Below are 25,297 nucleotides of genomic sequence, written 5' to 3' on the forward strand. Positions count from 1 at the left end.
TCCTATACTCCTAAGCCTAACGCAAGCCCTAAGGTAATGCGGTTGTTTAATAACTCGTAAGTTAATTGCGTAACTTGTGCTTGTAATGAAAATGTTTGTTGCTGAATTTGTAGCAGGTCGATTAACGACACTGTGCCTTGGCGATATCGTGAGGTATACGTTTGTTCGCTGCGCTTAGCGCTCGCAAGCGCTGATTTAGTTAGCACTAACCGTTTGCTGACTGCTTGTTCTTGAGCAACAGCATTATCGACCTCATTAACCGCTGAAAGTAACTTTTCTTGGAAATTCCAGTAGCTTTTTTCAGCAGAAAACTTTGCAATTTCTACTTCACTGGTCAGCTTGCCAGCATTAAAAATTGGTGCAGATAATTGCCCAAGTAATTGCCAAGCATTACTACCAAAAAGCGCGTCGTGTAAGTTAGCATCACTATTGGTAATAGAGCCTGTTAGCGACAAGCTAGGTAATAACGCTTTATATGCCACTTTATGTTGATACTGGCTGGCAATAATATTTTGATACGCCTGCTGTAAATCAGGGCGTCGACCTAAGCTTTGCTCTGAAACTTTCTCTAGCGGCATCATTACTTCAGGGTAAACTTCACGATAATTAAGTAAATTTTCAGTGACACCGGTTAAAAGCGCGATGTTTCTTAATGCTTGTTGATATTGTGCTTGATAATCAACCAATGTGGCTTGACTACTTTGTGTTGACGATTTGGCGGTATCAAGCTCATTTAACTCAATTAATCCTTTGCGATAGCGATCAATAATCACTTGTTCATTGGTTTGATAAGCCTTAACGCGCGCTGTCTCGATGGCGATTAACTGGCTAGTTTGTACTAAGCCTAAATAGGCTTGCATCACATTAGCAGCAAGTAAATCTTTCGCACCTTGATAGGCATACGCACTGGCGGCAACATTCGCTTGTTCAGCACTATTGGCATTAGCAAGTTGCTGCCAAATATCAAGGGTCCAAGCAACATCAACGCTAGCGCTATAGTTTGCCGTGCTCGCCTCAGATTTATTGGCATTTAGGCCTGCTGAAATATTTGGCCATTGCGATGACGAAGTAACCGTTAATTGTTGCTCTGCGGTTTTTAGGGTCAACAAGGTTTGTTGTAAACTCGGGTTATTTGCCATAGCGCTAGCAATTAAGGCATTAGCTTCATCAATAGCAAGTAACTCAGATAAGGCGATAGCTTGTGGCTCGTTGCTAACGTCAATGCTAGTTTGCGCTAAATCTTTTAGTTGATTGCTTGCTTGTTGATCAAAAGTTACATCTTCGAATGTTGAACATGCGCTAACAAAACAAAAACTTAGCGAGATAATAAATACTGGTGAAAACTTCACAATTCGCCCCATAATTAAAAATATGGCGAAAGTGTAGCGAGTGAGGCGTTAAAGCGAGGTTAAGAACTGGGCTAAGATTTCATTTTTGTCAATTTATTGCATAGCAAAGCTAAGTATTTTGCCTCGCTATACAATATTTACTGAGCGATCTATTGCTTTGTTATTTCTTCGGTAGCGCTTTATCGTGTTGATCTATGCTCATAGTTACCGACTGATGCGGACCAGTTGCGAAGTTAACCGGTGTAGAATAACCAATGATGTCATCAGAACTTTTTTGATGTGGATTTTTACTCTTAGTTGCTTTAGCAACAATCACCACATTTTCAGCTTGTTGTAAGGTTAAATGTGGCAATAAGTACATGCTTTGGTGTAGCACGACTTCACTAGGCAGCTGCGATAATTTACCTTTAAAGTTTGCCAAAGGTAAACGTGCGCCAGGCTTAGATGCATAAACATATAACACCCAGTCATCCGCGTCATTAGGCATTAACTCAGGAGAAATATTAACTTGTACTGTTACTTTTCTGGCTGGCTTATCCGCTGTTTGTTCTTGTGCATTGGCCGCAGTAGAGAGTCCAATAATTGACCAGAACAGAAAACAAAAACTTATACATATTCTCATAACTATTACCTTAAAATAGTAACTGACATCACAACGAAGCTAAACTTGTAACTGAGTTGCACTGTTTAATTTTTCCTTTGCTAATTCTTAACTGCCGAACAAATAAGCGCAAGAAAATACCACGTATTACAATACATTTCTGAACAAAATGTGACTTACCTCAATATTGTAAAATTTTTAGCACTTATCAAAATGCGGTAAAGCTAGTAAACGATTAAAATCTCACATACGCTAATGCTTTATATTTTCATTGGATAAATAGATGAACAAAGTCGCATTAGTTACCGGCGCTGGAAGAGGTATAGGTGCTGCCACAGCAAAATTACTTGCAAAGCAGGATTATAAAGTTTGTGTTAACTACCATACAAACGCTGAAACTGCTCAGCAAGTAGTTGCTGAAATTGAAGCTCAAGGAGGAACTGCATTCGCTTTTGCTGCTGACGTATCGCAAGAAAATGAAGTTATCCAACTTTTTCAAGCGATTAATAAACAATACGGTAAGGTAACGCATTTAGTGAATAACGCCGGTATTTTATTTACCCAATCTACCTTGGCTGACTTATCTGTCGAGCGGTTTAATAAGGTATTAATCACCAATGTCACTAGCTGCTTTCTATGTTGTAAAGAAGCGATAAAACAGATGCCAAGTGGCGGCGCAATTGTTAATGTTTCATCTGCAGCATCTAGAATAGGAGCACCGAACGAGTATATAGATTATGCCGCTTCTAAAGGAGCCATGGACTCTCTTACTAAGGGTTTGTCGTTAGAATTAGCTGAACGTAATATCCGTGTAAATGCTGTACGACCAGGGTTTATTGATACTGAAATGCATGCTGATGGCGGCGAACCAAATAGAATACAACGTCTAAGCCCACAAATCCCTTTAAAAAGAGGTGGCACAGCAGCAGAAGTTGCTAACAGTATTGCTTGGCTTCTATCTACCGAGGCCTCTTATATCACAGGTACATTCATCGATATCGCCGGTGGCAAGTAAGTAATTAAAAAATAATTTCACTGCCAGTGTAATGTTTTCAGTTTTTTACCACTAACTGATTATAAGTAAAAATAACAATCGAATTAGGGTGAGAACTTAAAACATGGGAAGTGATTTTTATACGGCATTCATACTGCCTTATGCTGGAATTATAATTAAAATCTGTCGTGCATATACCAATTCACAAGAAGATTTTGAAGATTATTACCAAGAGGTCTGCCTGCAAATTTGGCGTAGCCGCGACAATTTTCAAGAAAAATCACAATGGTCTACTTGGGTTTATAAAATCTCCTTAAACGTTTGTTTAACCTACTTAAAAAAGAAAGATAATAAAAATCAGTATTTTGCTTCTGACACATTACCAGCAGAGGCAATTACAGACAGCCAGCATTTTGCTGATGAATCGGTTAACCAACTCTACACTGCCATTCGCCAGCTTTCGGAAACCGACAGAGCGCTGACTTTGCTGTATTTAGAAGAGAAAAGTTATCACGAAATTGCCGATATTATCGGCTCTAATGCCAACAACATCGGCGTGCGTATCACGCGAATAAAGCAGCGGTTAAATAAAATACTTAACATGGAGAGCGATTAAATGACTAAATCAATAGAAACAATTTGGCAGCAAGGTTTTATCGACGATAAAGCACTTGTCGCGCCTAAAATTAACGACTTATACAATCAAAAATCAAATAATATTGTCGATAAACTACATCGCATGTTTAAAATTAATATCATTGCCATTGCGATCGGTGCGATAGCAATCCTCATTGTACTGAGCGCTTTAGGCATGCCAGCTTTAGCCGCCTTCACTTCTGCTATTTTATTAATGTTGGTATGGCTCGGAAAAAAACAGCTTGCGACACTCGAACATTTAGATAAGAAAACCAGCAGTTATCAGTACATTAAATCATTTGATACTTGGCTAAAAACCTTAATTGCTCAGTACACGAGAATATATCAATTTGTATACCCGGCCATATTTCTAGCTTGTGTCGCACAGTTTGGTTTTTCTGCGGTAGGTCAATCAATTATTCAAGGTTTTCAAGTGGACTTTCCAAATATACCGGTGCTATTTGGTGTGCCAATAGTATTTAGTGTCGGTGCGGTATTAATAGCATTTTTATTGTCTTATTTTGCCAGTGCCATTTATCAGCTAGATATGAAACCAATTTACGGTCGCGAGTTTAAAAAGCTTGAAGAGATCATTGCTGATATGGAGGCATTGCGAAAATAGGGTCATTCATTTGCAGTGGCTTTTTTCTCAAATAAAAGCCACCGCTCATATTAACCTCGAGGGTTTTTCAGCCACTTTTTTACTGGCTCAACCCATTCCGGTAGTGGCCTGTAAAAAGCGCCATGTTCTTCACCAGTAGAGATAGCGACTTCTGTAAAGCTTGCCACAGTGGGACTTCTATCTACTAAGCGCTGACACGAACCAACACCGTCAGAGGTTTCATAAATTGAAAACACCCTACCGTGCAATTTAATGCTTTGGTCTTTCATTAGCCAGCCAGCGCATGCCGCTAAAATAATAGTATTCATGTCATTCGATGCAACAATATTCGATGTGAGCGCCGTTATTTCACCGCCACGCGAAAAGCCTAGCACTGTTATATTTTTATAAGGCACCCCCTGTTTAACTAACTTATCAATATCAGCAGCTAGCTTAACGGCAAACGCTCTTGGATTTGTACCTTTTGGCCTGTGGTAAGCAATCAGGTGATATGCCTTATCTTGTAATGCCTTTTTAACCGCGGGGAAATCATAAATTCCCCAACGTGGACTCACCGGAGTTGCATTTTCTCCTTCCACGATTAAGCCATGGGAATAAAACACATAGTGCTCATTAGTATTTACTTGCTCTGGAAAGTGGTCATGCACTTTTCCTGCCCACACATTCGTTGCGATCACGGCCAGTAAACTCAATATTAATTTTAGTTTCATCATAACAACACTAATTCGATAAATTTAAATAAGTAGTTGGATTAACACGCTCACCATTCTTAAGCAGTTCAAAATGAACATGCGGGCCCGTCACCCTGCCTGTTGTACCAACTGTACCCAATTTTTGTCCGGCAATTAAGTAATCACCTGCTTGTACTGTAATCTCATCCAAATGCGCGTATAAACTTTGCAACTTATTGTCGTGTTCAATTAATACAACTTTGCCATAATTGCCGTGCAAAGTTTTTGCATCGGCAATAACTACTATTCCCGACATAGTTGCAACCACAGCATTCCCCTTTGCTATAGCGAAATCAATTCCTAAGTGTTGTTTCGGCCCTCTAAAACTATTCGCCTCACCAAAGCCCGATGAAATGCGCGCACCTTGCACAGGTAATAGCATATTACTTTCATTTGGCTTCAATATTTGCTTAGTAAACAATGGTTTTGCTAACACTGCGCCAGCAAGTAAAAATAAAGTTATTAAGCCTAAAACTATTAGTTGTACAGACGAGATTTTGCCATGGTTTTTACTCTTCATTACTGCTCGAATTCTCGCTTCCATATCTCTTTTTTCTACTGACGAACCTGAGAAATACGGCATAAGTTGAGCTTTATATTCATCACGATTTAGTTTAATACTAGCGAGTAAAGTCTCAGAATAAGGTAACTTATCCTGCGGCCTCAACGTCAACACTTCTGCATCGCAATTTAACTCCATAGAGATTAAAAAGCGCTGAGTAAAATAAGATATCGCTGGATTAAACCAGCACACTGCGGAAAGTATGCGTAAGCAAATTAACACCTTAGGGTCGTGACGCTTAATATGGCAAAGCTCGTGCTCAATAAGTAAATGTAATTGCTGTGGAGGCAATGCTAATGTTTTCTCTGATAACACTAGGCAAGGTTTTAAAAAACCAAAAACAAAAGCGCAACCATGTGAATTAAGCAAATACACATTAATATTTTTTTGCTTGAAATATGACTGCTGTTGCTGGCTAAAAGCTGAAAGGTTAGTCAGTTGTGGCGCAGCTAATACTAATTTATTGAGTTTACTTAAATTGTACAATGTCCGGACTAATGCCAAGGAACTCAAAGCAAAGATAAACCCCAATAGCATAGCAACAACACTAAACCATGCTATTTTCTGATTACTAATATCAACGATAGATGCCTGCTGCAACAAGGGTTCAACTGAGCTAGTAATTCCACTTAACAGTGCCTCAGGTAACACGGTATGAGTAACAGGAATAGATATAGGAAGCAAAGGCATAATGGCAATAGCAATTATGAGCAACCAAAAGCGCGACCAATTAGTCATCGTTTGACTATAGCGCTGCGCTACTTTCGCAAGTAAAACGAGTAACAAGCTCCAAGAAATAAAACCTATCAAGCTTAATGAAATTACTAACACCGTTTGAATGGTTAACATGAATTATTCTCGCCCTTTACTTTCGGCGGCAAGTTTTTCTAGTAACTTTTCTAAATCAGCTATTTCGTCATCATTTACCAAACGACTATCACTAAACATAGCAACAGGGAGCGGAGTGTCTAACTCAAAAACTCGCTTTGCAAAGTCTTGGGCAAAGGCCGCTAAGGTTGATACTTTTTCAAGTTTAGCGGTATAAATTTTTTTATTACCTTGCGACTCTATTTCAACAAAACCTTTATCCCCCATACGCTCTAACGTTTTTCGGGTTGACGAGTAACTCCAATCCAAAATCGCTTCAATTTCATCATGAAGTTCACGTGCAGTACGTGGTTGCTTATGCCAAAGTAGTTTCAGTATTTCTAATTCAGGTGCTGTTGGTTGCATATTTTATCACCAATTCAATGCTCATAAACACCATAGTGCGACATTAGTCACAAAAGCACAAGCATTAATTGCGACACTTGTCACACTTATTTGTATTAAAGCTAATTAAGTTAGTGAGAACTTGTATAAGACAGTGCCCATGTTATACATTTATCGGCAGCAGATAAGTCTCGCTGCACATAGGCACAAGTAATCGCTCCTTCCATTAGCATACAGATTAGCTCAAAATGTGAATCGTCAAAAACAGGCATTTCTACTGTTAATGCTGCTCGCACCCTATTTTTATGCTGCTGACAATAACGACTGATTTCATCACTCTGCTCTGCACATTCTGCTGCCGCATTAATAAAATAACAGCCTCTAAAATCGGCTAGTTCAGGTACTTCATTATGAAACCATTTAGTTAAAGCGTTAAATAATGATCTAACAAATTCTTGATTATTTGCTGAATTATTAAGGCATGAGTGCAGCCAATTAATAAAAATTTCGTGTCGCTGCATTAACGTTGCAATTATTAAGGCTTCTTTGCTTTCAAAATAGCGATAAAGTGTTTTTTTGGCCACACCAGACACGCTGAGTATTTCATTAATACCAACTGAATTGACACCATTTTGATAAAATAAATCTAGAGCGGTATCAATAAGTAATTGCTTTTTAGTGTTCATATCATTCCTCATAATATCGATACACCTTGACACAAGTATACCGATTTGTCTACCATGAAAAGAGACAAATCTGTCTACATTGATTTTAAATTTATAGGTGTAAGATGAAAAATATAATTGCTGCGTTATTTGCAGGTGTTGGCAGTTCCATGGCTATATTCATACTGGCATTTGCTGACAATATTGAACATCACTACATATGGCTTATGGCACCATTTGGTGCAACGGCTGTGTTAGTTTTTGGCGTCCCCGACAGCCCCCTAGCAAAACCTAAGAATGTCATACTAGGACACCTAATAACTGCCATTATAGGTTTAATATTTGTCAGCTATTTTTCCGTAACACCTACAACATTAGCACTAGCAACAGGGCTTGGTGTTAGCGTAATGTTATTAAGTAAAACCACTCACCCACCGGCAGGCGCCAACCCAATCCTCATTATGTTAACAGGGCAAAGTTGGAGTTTCTTACTAACGCCAGTACTATCGGGGGCGATAATTATTGTACTCAGTGGCATTTTAATGGCTAAGCTGAGAGCAAGGTTAACAGCGTAAACTCAATAGGCTGTTCATTACGCCATCGATTTAGGTGTCGCATTAAAGTGACGCTTAAACTCACGACTAAATTGTGAAGGGCTAGTATAACCAACTAACATCGCCGCCTCTGTTGCTTGCTTGCCATCAGAAACAATTAAATCTTTTGCTTTATTCAATCGAATTTTTTTCAGATATTGTAGCGGTGTTTCTTTCGTTACTTGCCGAAAAGCTTTATGGAAACCCGAAACACTCATATGAGCAAGTTCGGCTAGATATTCTATCGATATCGTTTCAGCGTAGCGCTTGTGCAGCGTATCTAGCACGCGAGCAATGCGTGCGTAATGTCCATCATGATGAGCAAGATCAAAAAGAATATGACCATTTTTACCAATTAATGCGCGGTAGACTATTTCCTCAACGATAGCTGGCCCAAGAATTCTCGCTTCAGCGTCATTTTGCAAAACCTTTAATAAACGCAATATTGTTTCATGCAATTGTTCGCCTAACGTATTAGATTTAATACCAAAGTCCAGCTGATTTCTCTCCTTCGTATTGTCTTGAGCACTATTAGTTGTAAATTTATCGTTTTGCTCCTTTATTTGCGCAACTAGTTTATGCAAAGTGTGTGAGTTCACATCAATTGCTAGGCCTAATAAGGGTAACCCTTGGGCCGTAAATGCTTCACATTCTAATGGCATAGGCACACCAAGCACTAAATAATCACCAGCACCGTATCGCACACAGTTCTCGCCAATATAAATATTCTTATGTCCTTGCGCCATCACAATAATGCCAGATTGATACAACAAGGGTTGCCGAGAACTGCTTTGAGCAGCGCGATAAAACTTAACGCCATCGATAACTGTTCGATGTGAACCTGACAAGTTATTTAGTGACTTTAAATCTGCATAACACTGCATAGCGCTCACTAGCTGTTGCATAATTTTAGCTACCTTAAAGGCCGTTTAACAAAGACAAAAACCAAACTCTACACGAATAGGCAATAAATATCGACTAATACTCTACTTAAAGGCTGTAGGCGATAGTAATATGCAATCAACAAAGTAGTTATTTGATAACAAGATAATCATTAGACGAGGTACTTCATGGAATTTTCATACGTTAACCCAACACAAATCCACTTCGGCCAAGGTAGAATAGCCAGTATTAGCGATGCCATTCCATCGAATAGTAAAGTGTTAGTGATTTATGGCGGCGGCTCTATCAAGAAAAACGGTGTTTACCAGCAAGTTGAAAGCGCATTAGCAAATCATTCTTGGTTGGAATTTTCAGGTGTAGAACCTAACCCAACCATGGAAACATTAGATAAAGCCGTTGCTTTAGTAAAAGCTGAAAATATTGATTTTATTTTGGCTGTCGGTGGAGGCTCCGTGATCGACGGTGCGAAATACGTTGCCGCAGCTGCACGTTATGATGGCGCAGGTTGGGACATATTGTTAGGCAAGCATAATGTTACAGACGCAGTTGCCATTGGCGCAGTACTTACACTGCCAGCGACAGGTTCGGAATCAAATGCTGCATCGGTAATTACTCGCGCAGAAACGCAAGATAAACTGCCATTCTTCTCTCCTGCTGTACAACCAAAGTTTGCAGTGCTTGATGCCGATGCTATGAAAACACTACCAGAGCGTCAGTTAATTAACGGCCTAGTCGACGCTTGGGTACATATTTGTGAGCAGTATTTAACACTACCAACTGGCGCTATGGTTCAAGACGGTTACGCTGAAGCATTATTAAAGAATTTATTAGTGTTAGCCGAGCAATATGATCAGCGAGAAACCTTGCAATGGCGCGAAAACCTAATGTGGACCGCCAATCAAGCTTTAAACGGTTTAATTGGTGCTGGTGTGCCACATGATTGGGCAACCCATATGATTGGACATGAACTAACGGCTTTATATGGCGTAGACCATGCACGTTCATTAGCGATAATCCAACCATCATTATTGCGTAATCAACTGGCAGTGAAAAAAGCTAAGTTAGAACAATTAGGCAGTAATGTTTTTGCATTAGCCGCTGGTGACGATCTAGCAGAACGCACTATTGATGCTATTGAAGCTTTCTATCATAGCCTCAATGTTGCAACACAACTGACCGAACATGGCGGCGATAAAACAAAAGCAGTCAATGACGTGATTACTCAACTTGAATCGCACAACATGGTTAAACTTGGTGAGCATCAAGTCATTACCTTAACGCAAAGTCGTGAAATATTAGAACTTGCTGTTAGCTAATAAGATGTAGCATGATTATCGAACTTACGTGAATAGGACTACCTATATTCACGTAAGTTCTTCTGAGGAACTTTATCTTCAAAACTCGTCGATAATTCGTTTAATCAAAAATACTAAAACACTGGCTTTAATAGCCAATTTCGGCTGACCATATTATCATTCGAACGCTCTACTAACGGTGATTTGCAAGCACAGCTCTCACTTCATTAAGCGCCGCAACAGAAAACCCTTGATCGTAAAAATACAAAATTTTTCCTTTTTTATTTAGCAATACTACTCGAGCATTAGCGGCATTTTCGTTACCTGTTAATGCTTGAACTCTTTCACCATCGCCGTAAACAGTAATAACTCCTTTCCACATAGGTTTAGGAATTCCAGCTCTCATACCATTGTCGATAACGGTACTGAACATTTTGGGCACTAAACCTTGGATAGTCGGTATTTCATATACATTGACTCGCGTTTTCGTCATATCTAAACCTATTAGCCAGCGGTCAATATCAAACTGTGAGTTTTGCTTGTAACCAATTAATAGCAAAGTCATATCATCAGAGAAATCACTTGGGATAATGACGCTTTTTTCTTCCAATGATTGCCCTTCGACAATTGGAAAAGCTTGTCCGGTGATATCTTTATTTGGATACACAGTGCCACATGCACTTATTAATAATGAAAAAATTACAATGATGATTTTCATGGTGTTTGCTCTACATAAAATGATTAGACCTAGCTAAGAATACGTTGCGAAAGATAATCTGGTTCACTGCAAAATCATTATAAAAATCAAAACATTGAATATAACGTTTAGTTAAAGCAGACTAGAGAGATTAGTGTGAATCAATATTAGGGAAAATAATGAGAAGATTTATAACGTTTGCCTTGCTGTTAGTTGGAATATTTAGCCAAGTTGCAACAGCCAACAGTACGCTTGAAATCGTAGAAATTGCACATCCCAAATTTTCAGAGCCATTAAAATTTAACGTTACATTGCCTTCAGGCTACGCTAAAAATACCGACAAGTCGTACACCATGATGTTTGACTTTCATCATTATGCAAACTCCTATTTAGGTGGTATGCATCAATGGATGAGTCACAACGGTGAATGGCCTTGGTTACAAACCATTATTGTTACACCAGCACCCGGTAACCGTATTGGTATGATATTCGATGAAACAGGTAAAACCACGCCATTATTAGACTTTTTTGACGAACAGCTATTTACCGCTGTCGACAATAAATATCGCACTAATGGCTATCGAATCATGAGTGGCTTTAGAACAAATGCAACCATAGTATTATCTGGCTTAATCAATAAACCTAATATGGCAAACGCCTATATTGCTACTAGCCCAGAAATAAAAGATGATTATGTTGCCATTCTCTCAACCGCTAAAAATAAGTTAAGCAAACTCAATGATAAACCCCGTATGTTATTGTTTAGCCATGGGGCAGGCATTAAAGAAGAACATCAACTAACAGACTATAAGAACCTGAAAAAAATAATCGAGACTTCAGCACCCGCACTACTAGACTGGCACTACAAGGATTTTAATGACCATTACTTTATGTCACTCCCGCCGCTTGCCACGATATACGGTATAGAAATAATATTTGACGATATTAATCAAGGACTTGCGCCACAATCAGTAATATCTCAGCAAGGGGTGCCAGCAATTATTAGGCATTTTAAATATCTTTCTAAGCAGAAATACGGTTTCGACGTTTCACCGAAAAATTCCATCAATAAATTAGGTTTTTATTTGCTCGATGTTGATCAAACAAAAGGGCTATCCGTTTTACAACAAAGCTTAAAACTTTATCCCAACGATGCTTATAGTTACCATAATCTAGCAAAAGCCTATGCAAAACTTGGTAATTATCTGTTAGCGGTAAAATATCAAAAATCAGCAGTACTTATCGCTGACAATATTCTTACTTGGCATAAAAAGCGCCATAGAAAATTCCTAGCACAATACCAAGAAAAACTAAAAGCTTCGGCGTTATAAAGTTTATCGCAACAAAAAAGCCAATGTAATCTATAACAATTAAATTGGCTTTTATATCATTTTAGTAAGTAATTACGCGTGGCTTCTATTCACCCGTAGCCAATAGGTTAAGTACATTAGCCCAGCTCCTATCGCTAAAGCCACAATACTCACTTTCGACATTAATACCTTAATAGGCATTAAATGCATTGCGTTTTCATGAGTAAAGTTACTACGTAAGGTATCATCACTAATGCCAAAATAGTCCAGTAATAGTGAAGCAAACATTTGAGATTCTAAATTAAAGTAATGAACAACAAAGGCTTCCACTAAAATAACAATAACTACAGGTAATAACGCCCATAAAAAAGGTGCTTTATTGGCAAACATTGACGCCAGCATTAACCAAGCAAATAGTGGAAATAGCCATAGAACAAAAGGAACTAAGCTTAACCATGTTAATGCTAAACTACTGAAAAAGTTAAAGCTTCCCCAAATATGCCACAGTGAAATATCAAACCCTACTGAAAGTACCATACAAGCAATAAAAGCAAGTAATGCTGCAATTATTAATGTGACCGTTGCTGCCAGCATAAACACGGCAGGAATGACAAAGGCTCCGGTAAATAGTTTATAAGCAATTGTTGAAAGATCAGAAACCGGCATAGAACGCCAAAAATAAATGGATAAATCCCTTCTTTCATCAAACAGACAAACCAAAAAATAATAAAGTTGCACCAGTAACGCCACCACCATAAAAGGTACAAACAATCCAGATATTGCCACAAAACTAAAATGCGTAAACTCTTCATCTAAGGCATGGTGCTGCAATTGTGCTAAACCATCAAACATAGCATTCATCTGATAATCTTCGATGATCAATAATTGCAAAAGTGGTGCAGCAACCATCATAGAGATAATAATGACGGGTACCCAAAAAAGTAGTTTATTAAATTCCCAAAGCTCTTTTTTAATGTTCATGTTAAATGTTGCAATACTCATTACACAGCCTCCTTGGTCATCACTCCGACAAAAATATCAGCCAAACTAGGCGCGCTAATATTACCCAGCGTTTGTAATTCTTCACCACTTGAGCGATCAAACAACATCGTTGTTAAGCCCATTAAACTATTGGTGTGTATTGGTTTCAGTTCTTGCGCCTGAGTTAGCTTGTCGTTAGTAACAGCAACTAATTTAAAACGCTCTCGCATGGCTTCAACACTTTCATTTAGTACCAATTTACCGTCTTGAATAAAAGCAACATCTGTCAGAATGTGCTCAATTTCTTCAATTTGGTGAGTGGTAACAAGAATGCATTTCTCATCCGAATAAAAGTCTTCCAGCAAGTGGTTATAAAACTGATGCCTAGTCAAAATATCTAACCCTAATGTCGGCTCGTCTAGTATCAAGATTTTGGCATCTATGGCTAAAATAAGTGCAAGGTGCAGCTGTGTAACCATACCTTTTGATAAAGTTTTTACTTTTGATGCTAGGTTTATATTGGTTTTTGACAAAAAATGTTCAGCTTTTTCACGGTCGAAGTTGCCATGTACATCAGCCATATAACTCAAAGCCTGTTCCACTTTTAACCATCTAGGTAACACTGCCACATCGGAAATATAGGCAACGTCATTAAGCATTTCTGCACGTTGCTTGCGAGGATCATAACCCATTACATCAATACTACCGTCGAAGTCAGATAAACCTAACATCGATTGCAAACAAGTAGTTTTACCAGCACCATTTGGCCCAACTAAACCTAGTATTTGCCCAGCGCTTACTGTTAAATTAATATCCGATACTACCTTTTTCTTGCCATAGCTTTTACTCAAGCCATTGATAGAGATTAATGTTGTCATTATTTAGCCTCCTCAATTGGTTGTAATAAATCCTCAGTTGAAAGCTTTAATCGGTTGATTTGCTCAACTATTTTTGGCCATTGAGAAGTTAAAAAGCTTTCTCGCTCTCTATTCAAAATAATGTCTTGTACGCCATGGTTGACAAACAACCCTTTACCACGTTGTTTTTCAACTATATTTTCGTCCTGTAGCATCTGATACGCCTTAGAAATAGTAATTGGATTCAATTGATATTCTGCTGCAACCTTTCTAACAGAAGGTAACGCCTCCCCTTCGATGATATAACCATCGAGTATTCTAGAGAGTACTTGCTGATACAGCTGAATGTAGATGGGTGTATCTGGATCCCACTGTGTTGGCATTGTTATTTTCCTTGGTTATTTATCATTCACTATAGTGTTATATATCACCAACACACTTAATGCAAATAATTGATTTTTAATAAATGTAAATATAAATTTCAAAGTTGATGGTAGTCGGTAATATTAAAAGGCTAGATATTTGTTTGCAGTTTAGAATGAAATGCCGCTTGCAGAGGCGGCATTACTATAGCTATAAAACGCTACTTATTGTTTAACTGCAACGTCTGGATTTTCGGCTAAGTCACTGTAAAAATTCATCACTTGTTGGCCTTTAGCATTCTTGCCGATAGTGAAATAACTCAAGCTGCCATCGTAATAGAATCCATTATCCGACATTGGAAAAACTTGCCATTTATGCCCGTCCCCACGCACCGAATAAACTTTATTGTCTTCTATAAAAATTTCGCGAATATCACCCGATGCAAGCTTATAACTTCCCATCATTGGCGTTAATTGCTGTTTATTAAAAGCAATTTTTTCAAATTTAGGCAGAGGAATTTCAAGGGCAACGGCCGCTAACACTCTGGAAATTTCACTTGGGTTACCTGCGTCATAATTATTCAGAACCGCAACATAAAGATCTTCACTAGGAATATAAAAAGCATGAGTAGCAAAACCATGAATACCGCCACCATGACCAATAGCATCGTATTTATTAAGCTTAAACATACCTAAGCCAAAGCCGTAATTTGACATACTATCGTCATTTAGCTTCATGGGTGAGGTCATTAACTTATAGCTCTCTGCTGATATTAACTGGCCATTGCGCAATGCTTTAAACCATATATTTAAATCATCAACCGTGGATAACAACGAACCCGCCGCATGTGGCCACATCATATCGATGAAGTTAGCATTTACGTAACCTTCTTTACTCGCAGAGTAGCCATTTGCGCGGTTAGGAATAATCTGCAAACCACCATACTGGCTATTTTTCATTGCTAGTTTGGCAAATATATCTTGCTCAATAAACTCCGCATATGTTTTACCACTAGCAATTTCAATTATTTTACCCAATAAAACATAAGCAGTGTTTGAATAGCGATTGGCCTCTCCAACTTTCAATGCCATAGGGTGTTTTGCAAAACGAATGATCATGTCATCAAGCGTCGTCGGTGTTTGCAGCTCTCTAAGCCAAATATTTTCGTCTTCTGTATAATTGGCAATACCTGACGTGTGTGTTAATAAATGCCTTATTGTTACCTTGTTATTTTCAGTTGGAAAGTCGGGCACATACTTATGTAAATCATCTGATAATGATAATTTACCTTGCTCAACTAACATCATAATTGCAGCACCGGTAAACTGTTTAGTGATAGAGCCTAAACGAAAAACACTGTTGGTTTTTAGTGGAACCTGCAATTCAATATTTGCCAAACCACGCGCTTTTTTATAAAGCGTTTTACCATTTTTAGTCACAATAACCGCAACACCAGGACCGGTATCTTTTACGTATTTTTCAATTACAGCATCATAATTCTTTATGCTCACTGCATTAGCATCAAGTACTAACGTGGTCAGCAGCATAGTAGCCAAACCAATTGTTTTTATTATATTAGTTTTCATAACTATCCTTTTTGTTAAGCTATTCCAATGTTAACTGGTTTTAATACTATCACCAGTGACTCGATCTAATTGATATTTTTAACACTATTTAAATCTATGTAAAATAAACACCCATATGACAACTTGTCATCTAATTGTCACATGGATGTCATATAATGCGTGATTTTCTTGGTTCATTCTTATGCAAAGAAGCACTGATAAAGCACTTAATAAACATTCAGGCAATTTCTGGAATGTGTTCTTTATTTTTCTCAAACTCGGTTTGACGTCATTCGGTGGACCTATCGCTCACATTGGCTACTTTCACAAAGAGTTCGTTGAAAAACAGCGCTGGTTATCAGAAAACACTTTCAGCCAGCTTTTAGCTATTTGTCAATTTATTCCAGGGCCAGCAAGTAGCCAATTAGGTTTTGCTATTGGGCTACTTAAAGCAGGGTGGACTGGTGCCATAGCGGCTTTCGCAGGCTTTACTCTACCGTCAGCACTTTTATTGATAGCCTTTGCTTCCGCATTGGAATTATTTTCAGGAGAATTTTTTGATGCCACGATTCATGGATTAAAACTTGTTGCTTGCGCTGTTGTTGCGGATGCAATATTGGGGATGTCAAAAAAGCTCTGTTTCGACATAAAAACTAAAGGGCTCACTATCGCAACTATGTGCGCTTTGTTAATGTTTGAGCAGTCATTCATGCAAATACTTGTGATATTAGTTGCAGCAGTTGTCGGCATTAAATACTGTCGAAGTGCGAGTATTGACGTTAGTGATCAAATGAACATTAACTTTGGCAGGCGCACAAGTCTTGGGCTTATTATTGCTTTTATCGCTTTATTTTTGGTGCTGCTAGCAATATCAACACAGTCGAATTTGCTCTTAATAGCACAAACTTTTTATAGCGCTGGGTCGTTAGTATTTGGCGGCGGCCATGTCGTACTTCCTTTGCTTGAAAATGCTGTGGTTTCTAATGGTATGGTAACTCAAGTGGATTTCTTAGCTGGCTATGGTGCAGCTCAAGCGATACCGGGGCCAATGTTCGCTTTTGCCGCGTATTTAGGCGCTATAATACCAACTGATCATAACCTATGGTTTGGTGCCACTATGGCACTATTATTGATGTTTTTGCCTGGCTTTCTCTTGCTTTCTGCCGCTCTACCGTTATGGCAAAGCATAGCCTCAAAACCTGCCGTAACTAATGCTATAACAGGTATAAATGCCTCTGTTGTCGGCATTTTGGCAGCTGCACTATACGATCCAATTATTAAGGTAAGTATCGCTAGCAATATCGACCTTGCCATTGCGACTATAGCTTTTGCCATTATCTCTATTTGGCATCGTTCACCATTATGGGCCGTACTCTGGTGTATATCAGCAACAACTTTGCCGATGTTGCTTAACTAAAGTGACACTTTGAGTTTTTGTTTAGGTTGCAATAAGCCATTGCTTGCCAGTTTGTTCCAACGCACTAAATCTTGCACTTTTACTTTATATTTACGACTGATATCCCAGAGATTATCGCCGCTTTTAACCACATGATAACGCCTTTTTGTACCATATCGAGTATAGTCAGCTAAGTTAATAATTTGACTGGTTAATGGCATAACCAATGTTTGCCCTATACGAATCTGGTTTGAGGTGAGTTTATTTAGTTGCTTTATTCTTGCTACGTTTGTTGAATATTTAGCTGATATTTCACTTAAGGTATCGCCAGACTTAACCTGATATTTGTGCCACCTCAACCAATCTGCCTTATCAGTCGAAGCTAACTTATCACTTAATAAATCTACTGACGCTAATGGCACTAATAGTTGATGTGCTTTTTCAGGTGGTGTTACACCAAAATTTAAACCAGGATTGAGTCGTGCTAAATGCTTGCCCTCAATATTCATCCATTGTGCAGCTAATGTTAGATCGAGTTGCTCGTCGAGATTAATAGTTGTTACAACAGGCTTATTAGCAATAGGGGTAAAGGTATATTTTAGTTCTTCGGCGCGCTGTAATATATCAATAATGGCCAATAGTTTAGGTACATAGGCTGTGGTTTCTGAAGGCAGCTTTAAAGACCAGAAATCAATCGCTTGGTTTGCTTTTTTATTTTTCGCAATTGCTCTTCCAACACGCCCTTCTCCCGAGTTAAATGCGGCAATAGCATTTAGCCAATCTTGCCCAAGTGTACGATGAAAAAACTGAAAATAGTCGAGTGCCGCCGTCGTTGATGTAACAATATCGCGTCTACCGTCGTACCACCAATTACGTGATAAATTAAATCGTTTTGCCGAAACAGGCATAAACTGCCACAAGCCGGCGGCACTTTTATGAGAAACACCATAAGGAAGGTAGGAGCTTTCTACTATAGGTAGAAGCGCTAATTCAATTGGCATATTGCGGCGCTCTATCTCTTCAACTATATAATAAAGAAATGGTTTCGCACGCTTAGAAATAGTCACCATAAAATTTGGATGGCGTAAGTAATACGCTCGCCATTTCGCTACCTCCTGATTATCCGGTACAGTAAACGTCAGTTGGTCGCGAATACGTAGCCAAATATCTTCATAAACGATTGGGGCGGGAGTTTCAGTCTTGGTCAGCTGCTGTGGTTTGTCCTCGGGTACTTGAGGTTTCGCACTATTTGCTTCGTCAATTGTTGTTGGTAAAACAGGGGTTTGCTGACACGCTGTTATAAAAAACACGCAAACTAAAGGCAGAAGTATTTTCACTAAATGAGCATTCATATTATTTTAATTGCGCACTTGGTCGCTTATTGCTTAATTACAGAAGCGACATAATGCGACAACTGTCGCACATAAGTCAAGTATTGATCTGATATTACTCGTGACATGATTAATCATAGTCGGCAGTAAAAAGTGAAGTCAGCTTAAATTACTCGTCATCACCTTGTTGTTTAATTGTACGTAGGCGTTCTCGGTACTTGTCTCGCGCTAACGCTTGCATATCCGTTACAGCATCGCTTTCATCAACAATTTCACGGCCTAGCAATGTTTCTATGGCATCTTCTAAGGTAACAACACCGGCAGTTTGACCAAACTCATCCTCGACTAAATACATATGTATATGGTTCTTAATAAACATATCTAGCAACTGCTGCACTGGGAGCTTTTCAGAAACGCGCGTAAGTGGGATCATAAAATGACCAATAATTTCGTCGCCCTGACCGTTTCTTTCAGCTTCATAAAGATCACCTTTAATCACTTTGCCTTTGATATCATCAACAGTTTTATCGTAAACCGGGATCCGGGTAAATTGGCTTGTTTGTTCATGATTTAGCGCTTCGGTAACAGTCGTGCCTTTGTGTAGCATATGAACGACCGTACGTGGGGTGTAAACTTGTGCTGTACGCAGTTCACGTAATTTCAACATATTCGACAGGTATTCATTTTCTTGTGAAAACAAACTGCCATCTTTATGACTTAATGATGCTAGTGCAATAATTTCTTCGCGGGTAATTTCATTTTCTTTTCCTCGCTTAAAAACACGGGTTAATCGCGTGGAAATCCAAACTAGCGGATATACTATCCTCACCAACCAAGTAATAATATGGGCTGAAGGAACTGCTAAACCACGCCAAAATGTAGCACCTAAGGTTTTAGGAATAATCTCTGAAAAATATAAAATAGCTAAGGTAAGTAAAACCGCGACCAAGGTTTCCCATTGTTCGCCAAATACTTGAATAGCTTGAGAACCAACACCAGCAGCTCCCATGGTATGAGCAAAAGTATTCAAAATTAAAATGCTAGACAATGACTCATCCAACCGTGTTTTAACTTTTGCTAGTGCTGCCCCAGCTTTTGGCTTTTTTGATTGAACTTGTTCAACAAAACTCGGAGTTATCGACAATAAAACAGCTTCGAGTACTGAGCATAAGAATGACACGCCAATTGCTATGGCCAAATAGATAAAAAGTAAAGTCACGAATTAATTCCAAACAAACCAATAATATATTCTTTGATGGCTGACAGCATAACACAATGGTGCGGCTAACTTGGAACTTCGTTTTTAATAATAAAATATTTTGTACCGACACATAGGGAATTAACCTTATTTTTACCAATACGATATTTTAATTAAATAAAAGCCCTTCCAGTGAAAGGCTTTTATTAAGCTAACTTCATAATATTTAGCTGATGTGATTCATTTCATTCAACGTAAATTCAGCGACTGCACCTTCTGTTGCCCTTAGATATTCAGCTAAGTGCTCATTATTCATATGTGCCTGCCATAAATCACGTGATTGCCAATTTTCATAAAACATAAAGTGCGCTGGATTTTCGTGATCTTGGTGTAAATCGTAGTTAATACAACCTGCTTCGCCGCGAGTTATATCAATAAGTTTTAGCAGTTCAGCTTTAACCAATTCAACTTTATCAGCATTGGCTTTAATATTTGCCACTATCGTTAGTTTACTCATATTTTGCATCTCACTCTTCAATTTATTCGTTCATTGAATTACTAATTCCAGCAAATAATAGCGCTTGATTTACCACAGATAAACAGCATAATATTTTATACATTACCAAAATATATTTGATAATAATGCAAATAGAAGATTTAAAAATGGTATTAAAAGTGGCAGAGTTTCGCAGTATTTCTGCTGCTGCTAACAGTTTAGATATGCAAGCAGCTACCGCAAGTGCAGCGATTAAGCGCGTTGAGCGAGCCTTAGGGGTGGAATTATTTATCCGAACAACCCGCAGCTTAAAAGTCAGTAATGCCGGCGAGCGATACTTGCCACAATGCCAGCAAGCACTTAATATGTTGGAACAAGCCAAGCTCAATGTAAAAGATGACTTAGATATTGTTGATGGTGAATTACGCATAGGTATTTCTTCTGATTTAGGGCGAAATGTAGTTATGCCTTGGTTAGATGAATTTATGCAAAGCCACCCAGCGATTACTTTAAAAGTTAACCTCAATGACAGCAACATTGATTTCTATCGGGATTCTGTTGATATATGTTTGCGCTACGGTTCGCCAGCCGATAGCAATATGTACGGTTTTAAAGTCTGCAATACACCGAGGTTACTTTGTGCAAGCCCAGCGTATTTAGCACAACACAGCTTACCTAAGCACCCGCGCGATTTAATGACACATAACGGCCTTTTCTATCAACTTCACGACATAATTCACGATGTTTGGGATTTTTCACATAACAACGAGACATTTAAAATTAAAATGAAAGGCAACAGAGCTGGCAATGATGGAGACATTGTCAGACGTTGGTGCGTAGCAGGTCATGGATTAGCAACAAAGTCAGCACTTGATGTTGCAAGTGATTTGATTTCCGGAAATTTAGTCCAAGTACTCCCTGAGTATTCGCCGAAAAATACTGAGCTTTGGCTAGTTTGCCCAAGTCGTCAATCAATAACTCCAGCAGTAAGATTGTTACGAGATCACTTTAGAAAAAAGTGCCATACAGTATTGCAGCAACTAGTTGATATTAATGTATTATCTGCACTAGAACTGGACTATTAACACTGCTGGCATTTATTTGTTTTTTCTTGAAATTCGATAAGATTGCCGTGTTCATCTAATGATAGGTCGCAACAATTACTATATAAATTAAATAACAACTGTCGGCTTTTTTGTACTCGAGATTTCAATGTTGAATATTTAATGCCATGTTGCGCTGCATATTCTTTTTGTGAGACACCATTGATCTCGATTGCTGTGAGTAACTCAGCTTCTTGTTTAGGTAAGGCACTAATAAAAGGGACAACACATAGTGAAAGTTGCTGTAAAACACTCTTATCACTTTGAGAATACCAAAGCTCTTCTTTTTCAACTTTTTGGTTTCTGCCACGTCGGCGGTAAAAATCAATAATAGTGTTATTCGCTATTTGAAATAACCAAGCTTTTACCTTTTTGCTATCATGAATTCGATGCAAGTTTTGATAACTTTTCAGTAATATATCTTGCAATAGATCATCGACATCATCAGGACTTGCCACGTTTTTATGCAAAAAGCCCTTTAAACTCGCTTGATACTCACGCCAAACTGACTCTACATTCATCGCTCAAACCTCCTAAACTAGCACCATCACAAGAATAGATGCTAGTTTCAGCATTAATTGAAATTACTCTAATTACAGATTAGAAAATTAACCACAACAACTTGACTCACCACAGCTACTGCTTGATTGCTGACTATTACCTGTCCCTAAAAAGGTATTTGTTAGGTAGAAGTCAGTAAACAGCGCTTCAAAGTCAGCTGATGTCGTATTCTCAGCAACGCCTGAAGTTAATAAAGCTACCTGCCATGCCTGCATTTTTGGCAATCCACATAAAAAGTCGAAGCCTGTGTGATTTTTAACAATATTGGCGCGATGTAATAATGGTAACCAAGCAATATCAACATTACTTAACTGATCTGATTTGAAGAACTTATTGCTGCCAGAAAGCTTCTGCTCAACTTTTGCAAATACAGAAATGAGTTTCGCTGATTTTTGTTTAAACACTTCTTCGTCTTTGCTACTCATAGTGCCACACTGCGCTAAATAGTGTTTGGTTCCTAAATAGCTCCATGCTCTATCTATAGCTCTTTGTTCGTTCGTTACATCGCTTTCAATGGCGCCATATTCATCTTCAATATATTCAGTAATCGCATCTGACTCGAATAACGCAGTACCTGATTCGGTTACTAATACTGGTACCTGGCCATTTGGCGAAATATCTAAAAACCATTGAGGTTTATCTTTTAAGTTAATGTACTCTATTTCATAAGGGACATTTTTGGCATTAAGAGCCGCCGTAACACGTTGAACAAAAGGGCAAATTTTAAAACTAATAATTTTAAGCATTTTATATCTCACTTCTATTTAAATAATTTATACCCTTAAGACGAAGTGAGCTTTAAAAAGACGAAAATATTTAAAATTTATAATGAGGTTGCCGTTACAAGATAGTGCAAGCAGCAAGTAATACCACTATTAGTTTCGTCTAAATAGTGGCGACTAAAAGAATATACTTACCAAATTTAAGAATAGAATTACAATTTATAACCGCTCAAGCGACTTAGTTACTTACCCAACATTTTTAACGATTTTAACTCGCTACGTTCAATTTCTTGTGCGTAAATTGCAGTCGGTGTTGTCGTAATATCAGTATATAGCACCACTTTTGAGTCAGTAACCTGAATACCAAATTCGCCAGAGGTTAAATAAACCCCTCCTGAGTATTTACCTGAGGTGGTGAGCCAATTATCTTTATGTGTAACCAACCACTCTTTAAGTAATACATATTCAGAATTTTGCTCACTTAAACGCATAGTTTTATCACTCGCATCGCTTAAAAATACTGTTACTTCAGGGTCGAGCTTAACATTAACCGATTGTGTACAAGCCACTAAAAGCATTAGCAATGCTGACAAAACTAGAGTGTATTTTTTCATTTTTTATCGCCTAACTCGTTTAAAAATATATAACTTACCTGCTGTGTTATAAACACTAACTTAAGCCTAGTCTATCTCAAACAATATTTAATGCCTTGACGAACCTCAAATTTATGACGGATTTATCACAAAAATGAACACTATAATGAAAGTAGAGATTTAAAAACGCTTGCTTGGCGCCTAGAAACCTCGACAATTGCACTACTTTGTAGCGTCAGCTCTAGGCCTCCAGAGCTGCATAAATCGACATTAGAGATTTTATTTAACTGCACTATATTTTGCCGGCTTATACGGAAAAAATTTTGTTTAGGTAAACGCGCTTCAACTTGTGCAAGTGTTCGATAAACCATAGGCTTTTTATCTTCAAAGTAAACTCGAGTGTAATTTCCCATGGCTTCAAAACGCTCTACTTGTTCAAGGTTGATTAACCAACAATGATTTCCGTCTTTAACAAAAAATTGACTCGTTAGACTCATGGCACTATTCACTTGGACCGACTCGTCATCAACTTTGCTTTTTACCTTATCGCATGCCTGAGTTAGCCGTTGTAGAGTATAAGGCTTTAATAAATAATCAATGGCGTCATTATCAAACGCCTGAAGCGCATACTCTTCAAAAGCTGTAGTAAAAATAACATACGGTGTATGTGCAAGTTGGGTTAGAAAGTCAAAGCCTGTACCGTCGGGTAAATCAATATCGAGAAAAACTAGCTCTGGTTGCAACCGATGAAACACATTCACCGCCGCTTCAACATTATCAGCTTCACCAACTACGGTTATATCGTTGATATTTTTTATTTGCGAGCTTAGCTCCAGTCTTGCCAATCGAGAGTCTTCGATAATCATTGCTTTAATCATGGAAAGTCCGTTTCAAACTATAAGGGAATTTTAACCTGGGCTAACACGCCAAATTCAGAAGCTTTTACGCTAAACTGACTTTGTTGTCCAAAAACTAGTAATAATCGTTGCTTAATATTATTCATACCTATGCCAGTGCCACTTTCATTAGGAGGCTCATAACTACCACTATTTTCAACACTGATATACCACATATCAGATTTATGATGGCTATTAATCTGAATTTTCCCTCCTTGTTTGAGTTTACCTATGCCGTGTTTAATGGCATTCTCCACCATTAATTGCAAAATCATTGGCGGCAGGGATAAACATAGCGTTTCCTGTTCGATATTAAAATCTACTTGCAGCTTATCTTCAAATTGCAGTTTGTTTAACGCGACATATTGTTTAACCACTTCTAATTCATTACTGAGTGTGACCACGGCAGTTTTATCGATTTTCATAGTATGACGCATGACTTCTGATAAATTTGCCAGCATATCACGCGCTTTATCTGAATCTTCCAAAATTAACGCACGAATATTATTAATGGCATTAAAAATAAAATGTGGATTAATTTGACTAAGAAACACGTCTAATTGAGCATCTTTAAGTGAGCGATCTAAAAACGCTTGCCTCCGTCTTGCCTGCTTTAACAACCGCTGTTTTTTAACTGTCGCATACAGTGCCGACCACGCAACAACAAGAAACATGATCATTGGTAAACCTAATAATATTTGTTGCCAAACCAGGTCACTTTCAACATTAAAAATAGCTTTTTGATTGGGGATAATGACTGCGGCATAAAGTGCCATAGTAACAAGCCCCGCAACAATAGAACCTAATAAGATTTGCACTAAGGCGTGAAAAATTTTATCACTTTTAAGATAGCGCTGATAAAACACCCTCAGTAGGCAGGTCGATATAACTAAACTCACACCAAGCACCAAAGAATTAATTAACTCTGATATGTGGAAGTAAACAAAGTATTTACGACCAAATAAATTTGCTAAGGTAAAGAGACTCCAACCACCAAGCTGTAGCAGCCAAAATAGCGTATTAAATTGCTTTTTTTGATTATCCATAATAATTTCATGTCTTAAT

General features: G+C 38.2%; 28 protein-coding genes. 8 read left to right on the forward strand and 20 right to left on the reverse strand.

What is annotated here, in order from left to right; all coding sequences use genetic code 11:
- Nucleotides 1-2: 2 nt before the first annotated feature.
- Together AC27E9_RS16345 and AC27E9_RS16350 are read right to left on the reverse strand one after the other, a co-directional pair.
- Nucleotides 3-1,349: a TolC family protein gene (locus AC27E9_RS16345; RefSeq protein WP_487132016.1), complete on the reverse strand. Its 1,347-nt coding sequence runs from the start codon at nucleotides 1,347-1,349 to the stop codon at nucleotides 3-5.
- 160 nt (nucleotides 1,350-1,509) lie between these two features.
- Nucleotides 1,510-1,971, reverse strand: a complete 462-nt coding sequence (locus AC27E9_RS16350; protein WP_487132017.1) for a c-type cytochrome biogenesis protein CcmI/CycH — start codon at nucleotides 1,969-1,971, stop codon at nucleotides 1,510-1,512.
- A gap of 262 nt (nucleotides 1,972-2,233) precedes the next feature.
- On the opposite strand from AC27E9_RS16350, the gene AC27E9_RS16355 reads away from it, so the two are divergent.
- The 3 genes from AC27E9_RS16355 (at nucleotide 2,234) to AC27E9_RS16365 (ending at nucleotide 4,202) form a co-directional block, all read left to right on the forward strand.
- The gene (locus AC27E9_RS16355) at nucleotides 2,234-2,965 is read left to right on the forward strand and encodes an SDR family oxidoreductase (protein WP_487132019.1); all 732 of its coding nucleotides are present in this window, start codon (nucleotides 2,234-2,236) and stop codon (nucleotides 2,963-2,965) included.
- A gap of 103 nt (nucleotides 2,966-3,068) precedes the next feature.
- Nucleotides 3,069-3,560: an RNA polymerase sigma factor gene (locus tag AC27E9_RS16360; protein ID WP_487132021.1), complete on the forward strand. Its 492-nt coding sequence runs from the start codon at nucleotides 3,069-3,071 to the stop codon at nucleotides 3,558-3,560.
- Nucleotides 3,561-4,202: a hypothetical protein gene (locus AC27E9_RS16365; protein ID WP_487132022.1), complete on the forward strand. Its 642-nt coding sequence runs from the start codon at nucleotides 3,561-3,563 to the stop codon at nucleotides 4,200-4,202. It abuts the gene before it with no gap.
- A 50-nt stretch (nucleotides 4,203-4,252) separates the two neighbouring features.
- Here AC27E9_RS16365 and AC27E9_RS16370 read toward each other — a convergent pair whose 3' ends face one another.
- The 4 genes from AC27E9_RS16370 to AC27E9_RS16385 all read right to left on the reverse strand — a co-directional run bounded on the left by AC27E9_RS16370 (nucleotide 4,253) and on the right by AC27E9_RS16385 (nucleotide 7,393).
- Nucleotides 4,253-4,915, reverse strand: a complete 663-nt coding sequence (locus AC27E9_RS16370) for an alpha/beta hydrolase (RefSeq protein ID WP_487132024.1) — start codon at nucleotides 4,913-4,915, stop codon at nucleotides 4,253-4,255.
- Between the two features lie 7 nt (nucleotides 4,916-4,922).
- The gene (locus AC27E9_RS16375) at nucleotides 4,923-6,344 is read right to left on the reverse strand and encodes a M56 family metallopeptidase (RefSeq protein WP_487132026.1); all 1,422 of its coding nucleotides are present in this window, start codon (nucleotides 6,342-6,344) and stop codon (nucleotides 4,923-4,925) included.
- A gap of 3 nt (nucleotides 6,345-6,347) precedes the next feature.
- Nucleotides 6,348-6,728 (reverse strand): BlaI/MecI/CopY family transcriptional regulator, encoded by a 381-nt coding sequence (locus AC27E9_RS16380; RefSeq protein WP_487132028.1) that lies wholly within the window; start codon nucleotides 6,726-6,728, stop codon nucleotides 6,348-6,350.
- Between the two features lie 110 nt (nucleotides 6,729-6,838).
- Nucleotides 6,839-7,393 carry a TetR/AcrR family transcriptional regulator gene (locus AC27E9_RS16385; RefSeq protein WP_487132029.1) on the reverse strand — a complete coding sequence of 185 codons (555 nt, stop codon included), beginning with the start codon at nucleotides 7,391-7,393 and terminating at the stop codon, nucleotides 6,839-6,841.
- A gap of 104 nt (nucleotides 7,394-7,497) precedes the next feature.
- Here AC27E9_RS16385 and AC27E9_RS16390 point away from each other — a divergent pair, with 104 nt between their 5' ends.
- Nucleotides 7,498-7,947 (forward strand): HPP family protein, encoded by a 450-nt coding sequence (locus AC27E9_RS16390; RefSeq protein ID WP_487132031.1) that lies wholly within the window; start codon nucleotides 7,498-7,500, stop codon nucleotides 7,945-7,947.
- Between the two features lie 17 nt (nucleotides 7,948-7,964).
- Here the strand turns inward: AC27E9_RS16390 and AC27E9_RS16395 are convergent, their stop codons facing one another.
- The gene (locus AC27E9_RS16395; RefSeq protein WP_487132033.1) at nucleotides 7,965-8,870 is read right to left on the reverse strand and encodes an AraC family transcriptional regulator; all 906 of its coding nucleotides are present in this window, start codon (nucleotides 8,868-8,870) and stop codon (nucleotides 7,965-7,967) included.
- Between the two features lie 165 nt (nucleotides 8,871-9,035).
- On the opposite strand from AC27E9_RS16395, the gene AC27E9_RS16400 reads away from it, so the two are divergent.
- Nucleotides 9,036-10,184, forward strand: coding sequence for an iron-containing alcohol dehydrogenase (locus tag AC27E9_RS16400; protein ID WP_487132035.1), 1,149 nt, complete (start codon nucleotides 9,036-9,038; stop codon nucleotides 10,182-10,184).
- A gap of 172 nt (nucleotides 10,185-10,356) precedes the next feature.
- Here the strand turns inward: AC27E9_RS16400 and AC27E9_RS16405 are convergent, their stop codons facing one another.
- The gene (locus AC27E9_RS16405; RefSeq protein ID WP_487132036.1) at nucleotides 10,357-10,881 is read right to left on the reverse strand and encodes a hypothetical protein; all 525 of its coding nucleotides are present in this window, start codon (nucleotides 10,879-10,881) and stop codon (nucleotides 10,357-10,359) included.
- Between the two features lie 158 nt (nucleotides 10,882-11,039).
- Between AC27E9_RS16405 and AC27E9_RS16410 the strand changes: the two genes are divergently transcribed.
- Nucleotides 11,040-12,191, forward strand: coding sequence for a tetratricopeptide repeat protein (locus AC27E9_RS16410; RefSeq protein ID WP_487132038.1), 1,152 nt, complete (start codon nucleotides 11,040-11,042; stop codon nucleotides 12,189-12,191).
- A gap of 72 nt (nucleotides 12,192-12,263) precedes the next feature.
- Here the strand turns inward: AC27E9_RS16410 and AC27E9_RS16415 are convergent, their stop codons facing one another.
- The 4 genes from AC27E9_RS16415 to AC27E9_RS16430 form a co-directional block, all read right to left on the reverse strand.
- Complete coding sequence (locus AC27E9_RS16415; RefSeq protein ID WP_487132040.1) at nucleotides 12,264-13,172, reverse strand: hypothetical protein; 909 nt, start codon at nucleotides 13,170-13,172, stop codon at nucleotides 12,264-12,266.
- A complete protein-coding gene (locus AC27E9_RS16420; RefSeq protein WP_487132042.1) occupies nucleotides 13,172-14,029 on the reverse strand; it encodes an ABC transporter ATP-binding protein in 858 nt (285 codons plus the stop codon). The genes AC27E9_RS16415 and AC27E9_RS16420 overlap by 1 nt, the downstream gene beginning before the upstream one ends.
- Entirely contained in the window at nucleotides 14,029-14,391 is a 363-nt protein-coding gene (locus tag AC27E9_RS16425; protein WP_487132044.1) for a GntR family transcriptional regulator, read from the reverse strand. The genes AC27E9_RS16420 and AC27E9_RS16425 overlap by 1 nt, the downstream gene beginning before the upstream one ends.
- A 204-nt stretch (nucleotides 14,392-14,595) precedes the next feature.
- The gene (locus tag AC27E9_RS16430) at nucleotides 14,596-15,957 is read right to left on the reverse strand and encodes a serine hydrolase domain-containing protein (RefSeq protein ID WP_487132045.1); all 1,362 of its coding nucleotides are present in this window, start codon (nucleotides 15,955-15,957) and stop codon (nucleotides 14,596-14,598) included.
- Nucleotides 15,958-16,138: 181 nt separating this feature from the next.
- Here AC27E9_RS16430 and chrA point away from each other — a divergent pair, with 181 nt between their 5' ends.
- Complete coding sequence (gene chrA / locus AC27E9_RS16435) at nucleotides 16,139-17,353, forward strand: chromate efflux transporter (RefSeq protein ID WP_487132047.1); 1,215 nt, start codon at nucleotides 16,139-16,141, stop codon at nucleotides 17,351-17,353.
- On the opposite strand, the gene AC27E9_RS16440 is transcribed toward chrA, so the two are convergent.
- The 3 genes from AC27E9_RS16440 to AC27E9_RS16450 form a co-directional block, all read right to left on the reverse strand.
- Nucleotides 17,350-18,642 (reverse strand): LysM peptidoglycan-binding domain-containing protein, encoded by a 1,293-nt coding sequence (locus AC27E9_RS16440; protein WP_487132049.1) that lies wholly within the window; start codon nucleotides 18,640-18,642, stop codon nucleotides 17,350-17,352. The genes chrA and AC27E9_RS16440 overlap by 4 nt on opposite strands.
- A 190-nt stretch (nucleotides 18,643-18,832) precedes the next feature.
- Nucleotides 18,833-19,882 (reverse strand): CNNM domain-containing protein, encoded by a 1,050-nt coding sequence (locus AC27E9_RS16445; protein WP_487132050.1) that lies wholly within the window; start codon nucleotides 19,880-19,882, stop codon nucleotides 18,833-18,835.
- Between the two features lie 205 nt (nucleotides 19,883-20,087).
- Nucleotides 20,088-20,378 (reverse strand): putative quinol monooxygenase, encoded by a 291-nt coding sequence (locus AC27E9_RS16450; protein WP_487132052.1) that lies wholly within the window; start codon nucleotides 20,376-20,378, stop codon nucleotides 20,088-20,090.
- 125 nt (nucleotides 20,379-20,503) lie between these two features.
- Here AC27E9_RS16450 and AC27E9_RS16455 point away from each other — a divergent pair, with 125 nt between their 5' ends.
- Entirely contained in the window at nucleotides 20,504-21,442 is a 939-nt protein-coding gene (locus tag AC27E9_RS16455; RefSeq protein WP_487132054.1) for a LysR family transcriptional regulator, read from the forward strand.
- On the opposite strand, the gene sigZ is transcribed toward AC27E9_RS16455, so the two are convergent.
- The 5 genes from sigZ to AC27E9_RS16480 all read right to left on the reverse strand — a co-directional run bounded on the left by sigZ (nucleotide 21,439) and on the right by AC27E9_RS16480 (nucleotide 25,278).
- Nucleotides 21,439-21,981, reverse strand: coding sequence for an RNA polymerase sigma factor SigZ (gene sigZ, locus AC27E9_RS16460; RefSeq protein ID WP_487132056.1), 543 nt, complete (start codon nucleotides 21,979-21,981; stop codon nucleotides 21,439-21,441). The genes AC27E9_RS16455 and sigZ overlap by 4 nt on opposite strands.
- 87 nt (nucleotides 21,982-22,068) lie before the next feature.
- Nucleotides 22,069-22,767, reverse strand: coding sequence for a glutathione S-transferase family protein (locus AC27E9_RS16465; protein ID WP_487132058.1), 699 nt, complete (start codon nucleotides 22,765-22,767; stop codon nucleotides 22,069-22,071).
- Nucleotides 22,768-22,985: 218 nt separating this feature from the next.
- Nucleotides 22,986-23,357: a hypothetical protein gene (locus tag AC27E9_RS16470; RefSeq protein WP_487132060.1), complete on the reverse strand. Its 372-nt coding sequence runs from the start codon at nucleotides 23,355-23,357 to the stop codon at nucleotides 22,986-22,988.
- 140 nt (nucleotides 23,358-23,497) lie between these two features.
- Nucleotides 23,498-24,214, reverse strand: coding sequence for a LytR/AlgR family response regulator transcription factor (locus AC27E9_RS16475; RefSeq protein WP_487132062.1), 717 nt, complete (start codon nucleotides 24,212-24,214; stop codon nucleotides 23,498-23,500).
- Between the two features lie 17 nt (nucleotides 24,215-24,231).
- On the reverse strand, nucleotides 24,232-25,278 hold the full coding sequence (locus tag AC27E9_RS16480) for a sensor histidine kinase (protein WP_487132064.1): 1,047 nt from the start codon (nucleotides 25,276-25,278) through the stop codon (nucleotides 24,232-24,234).
- Nucleotides 25,279-25,297 lie beyond the last annotated feature (19 nt).

Source organism: Colwellia meonggei, assembly GCF_057537295.1.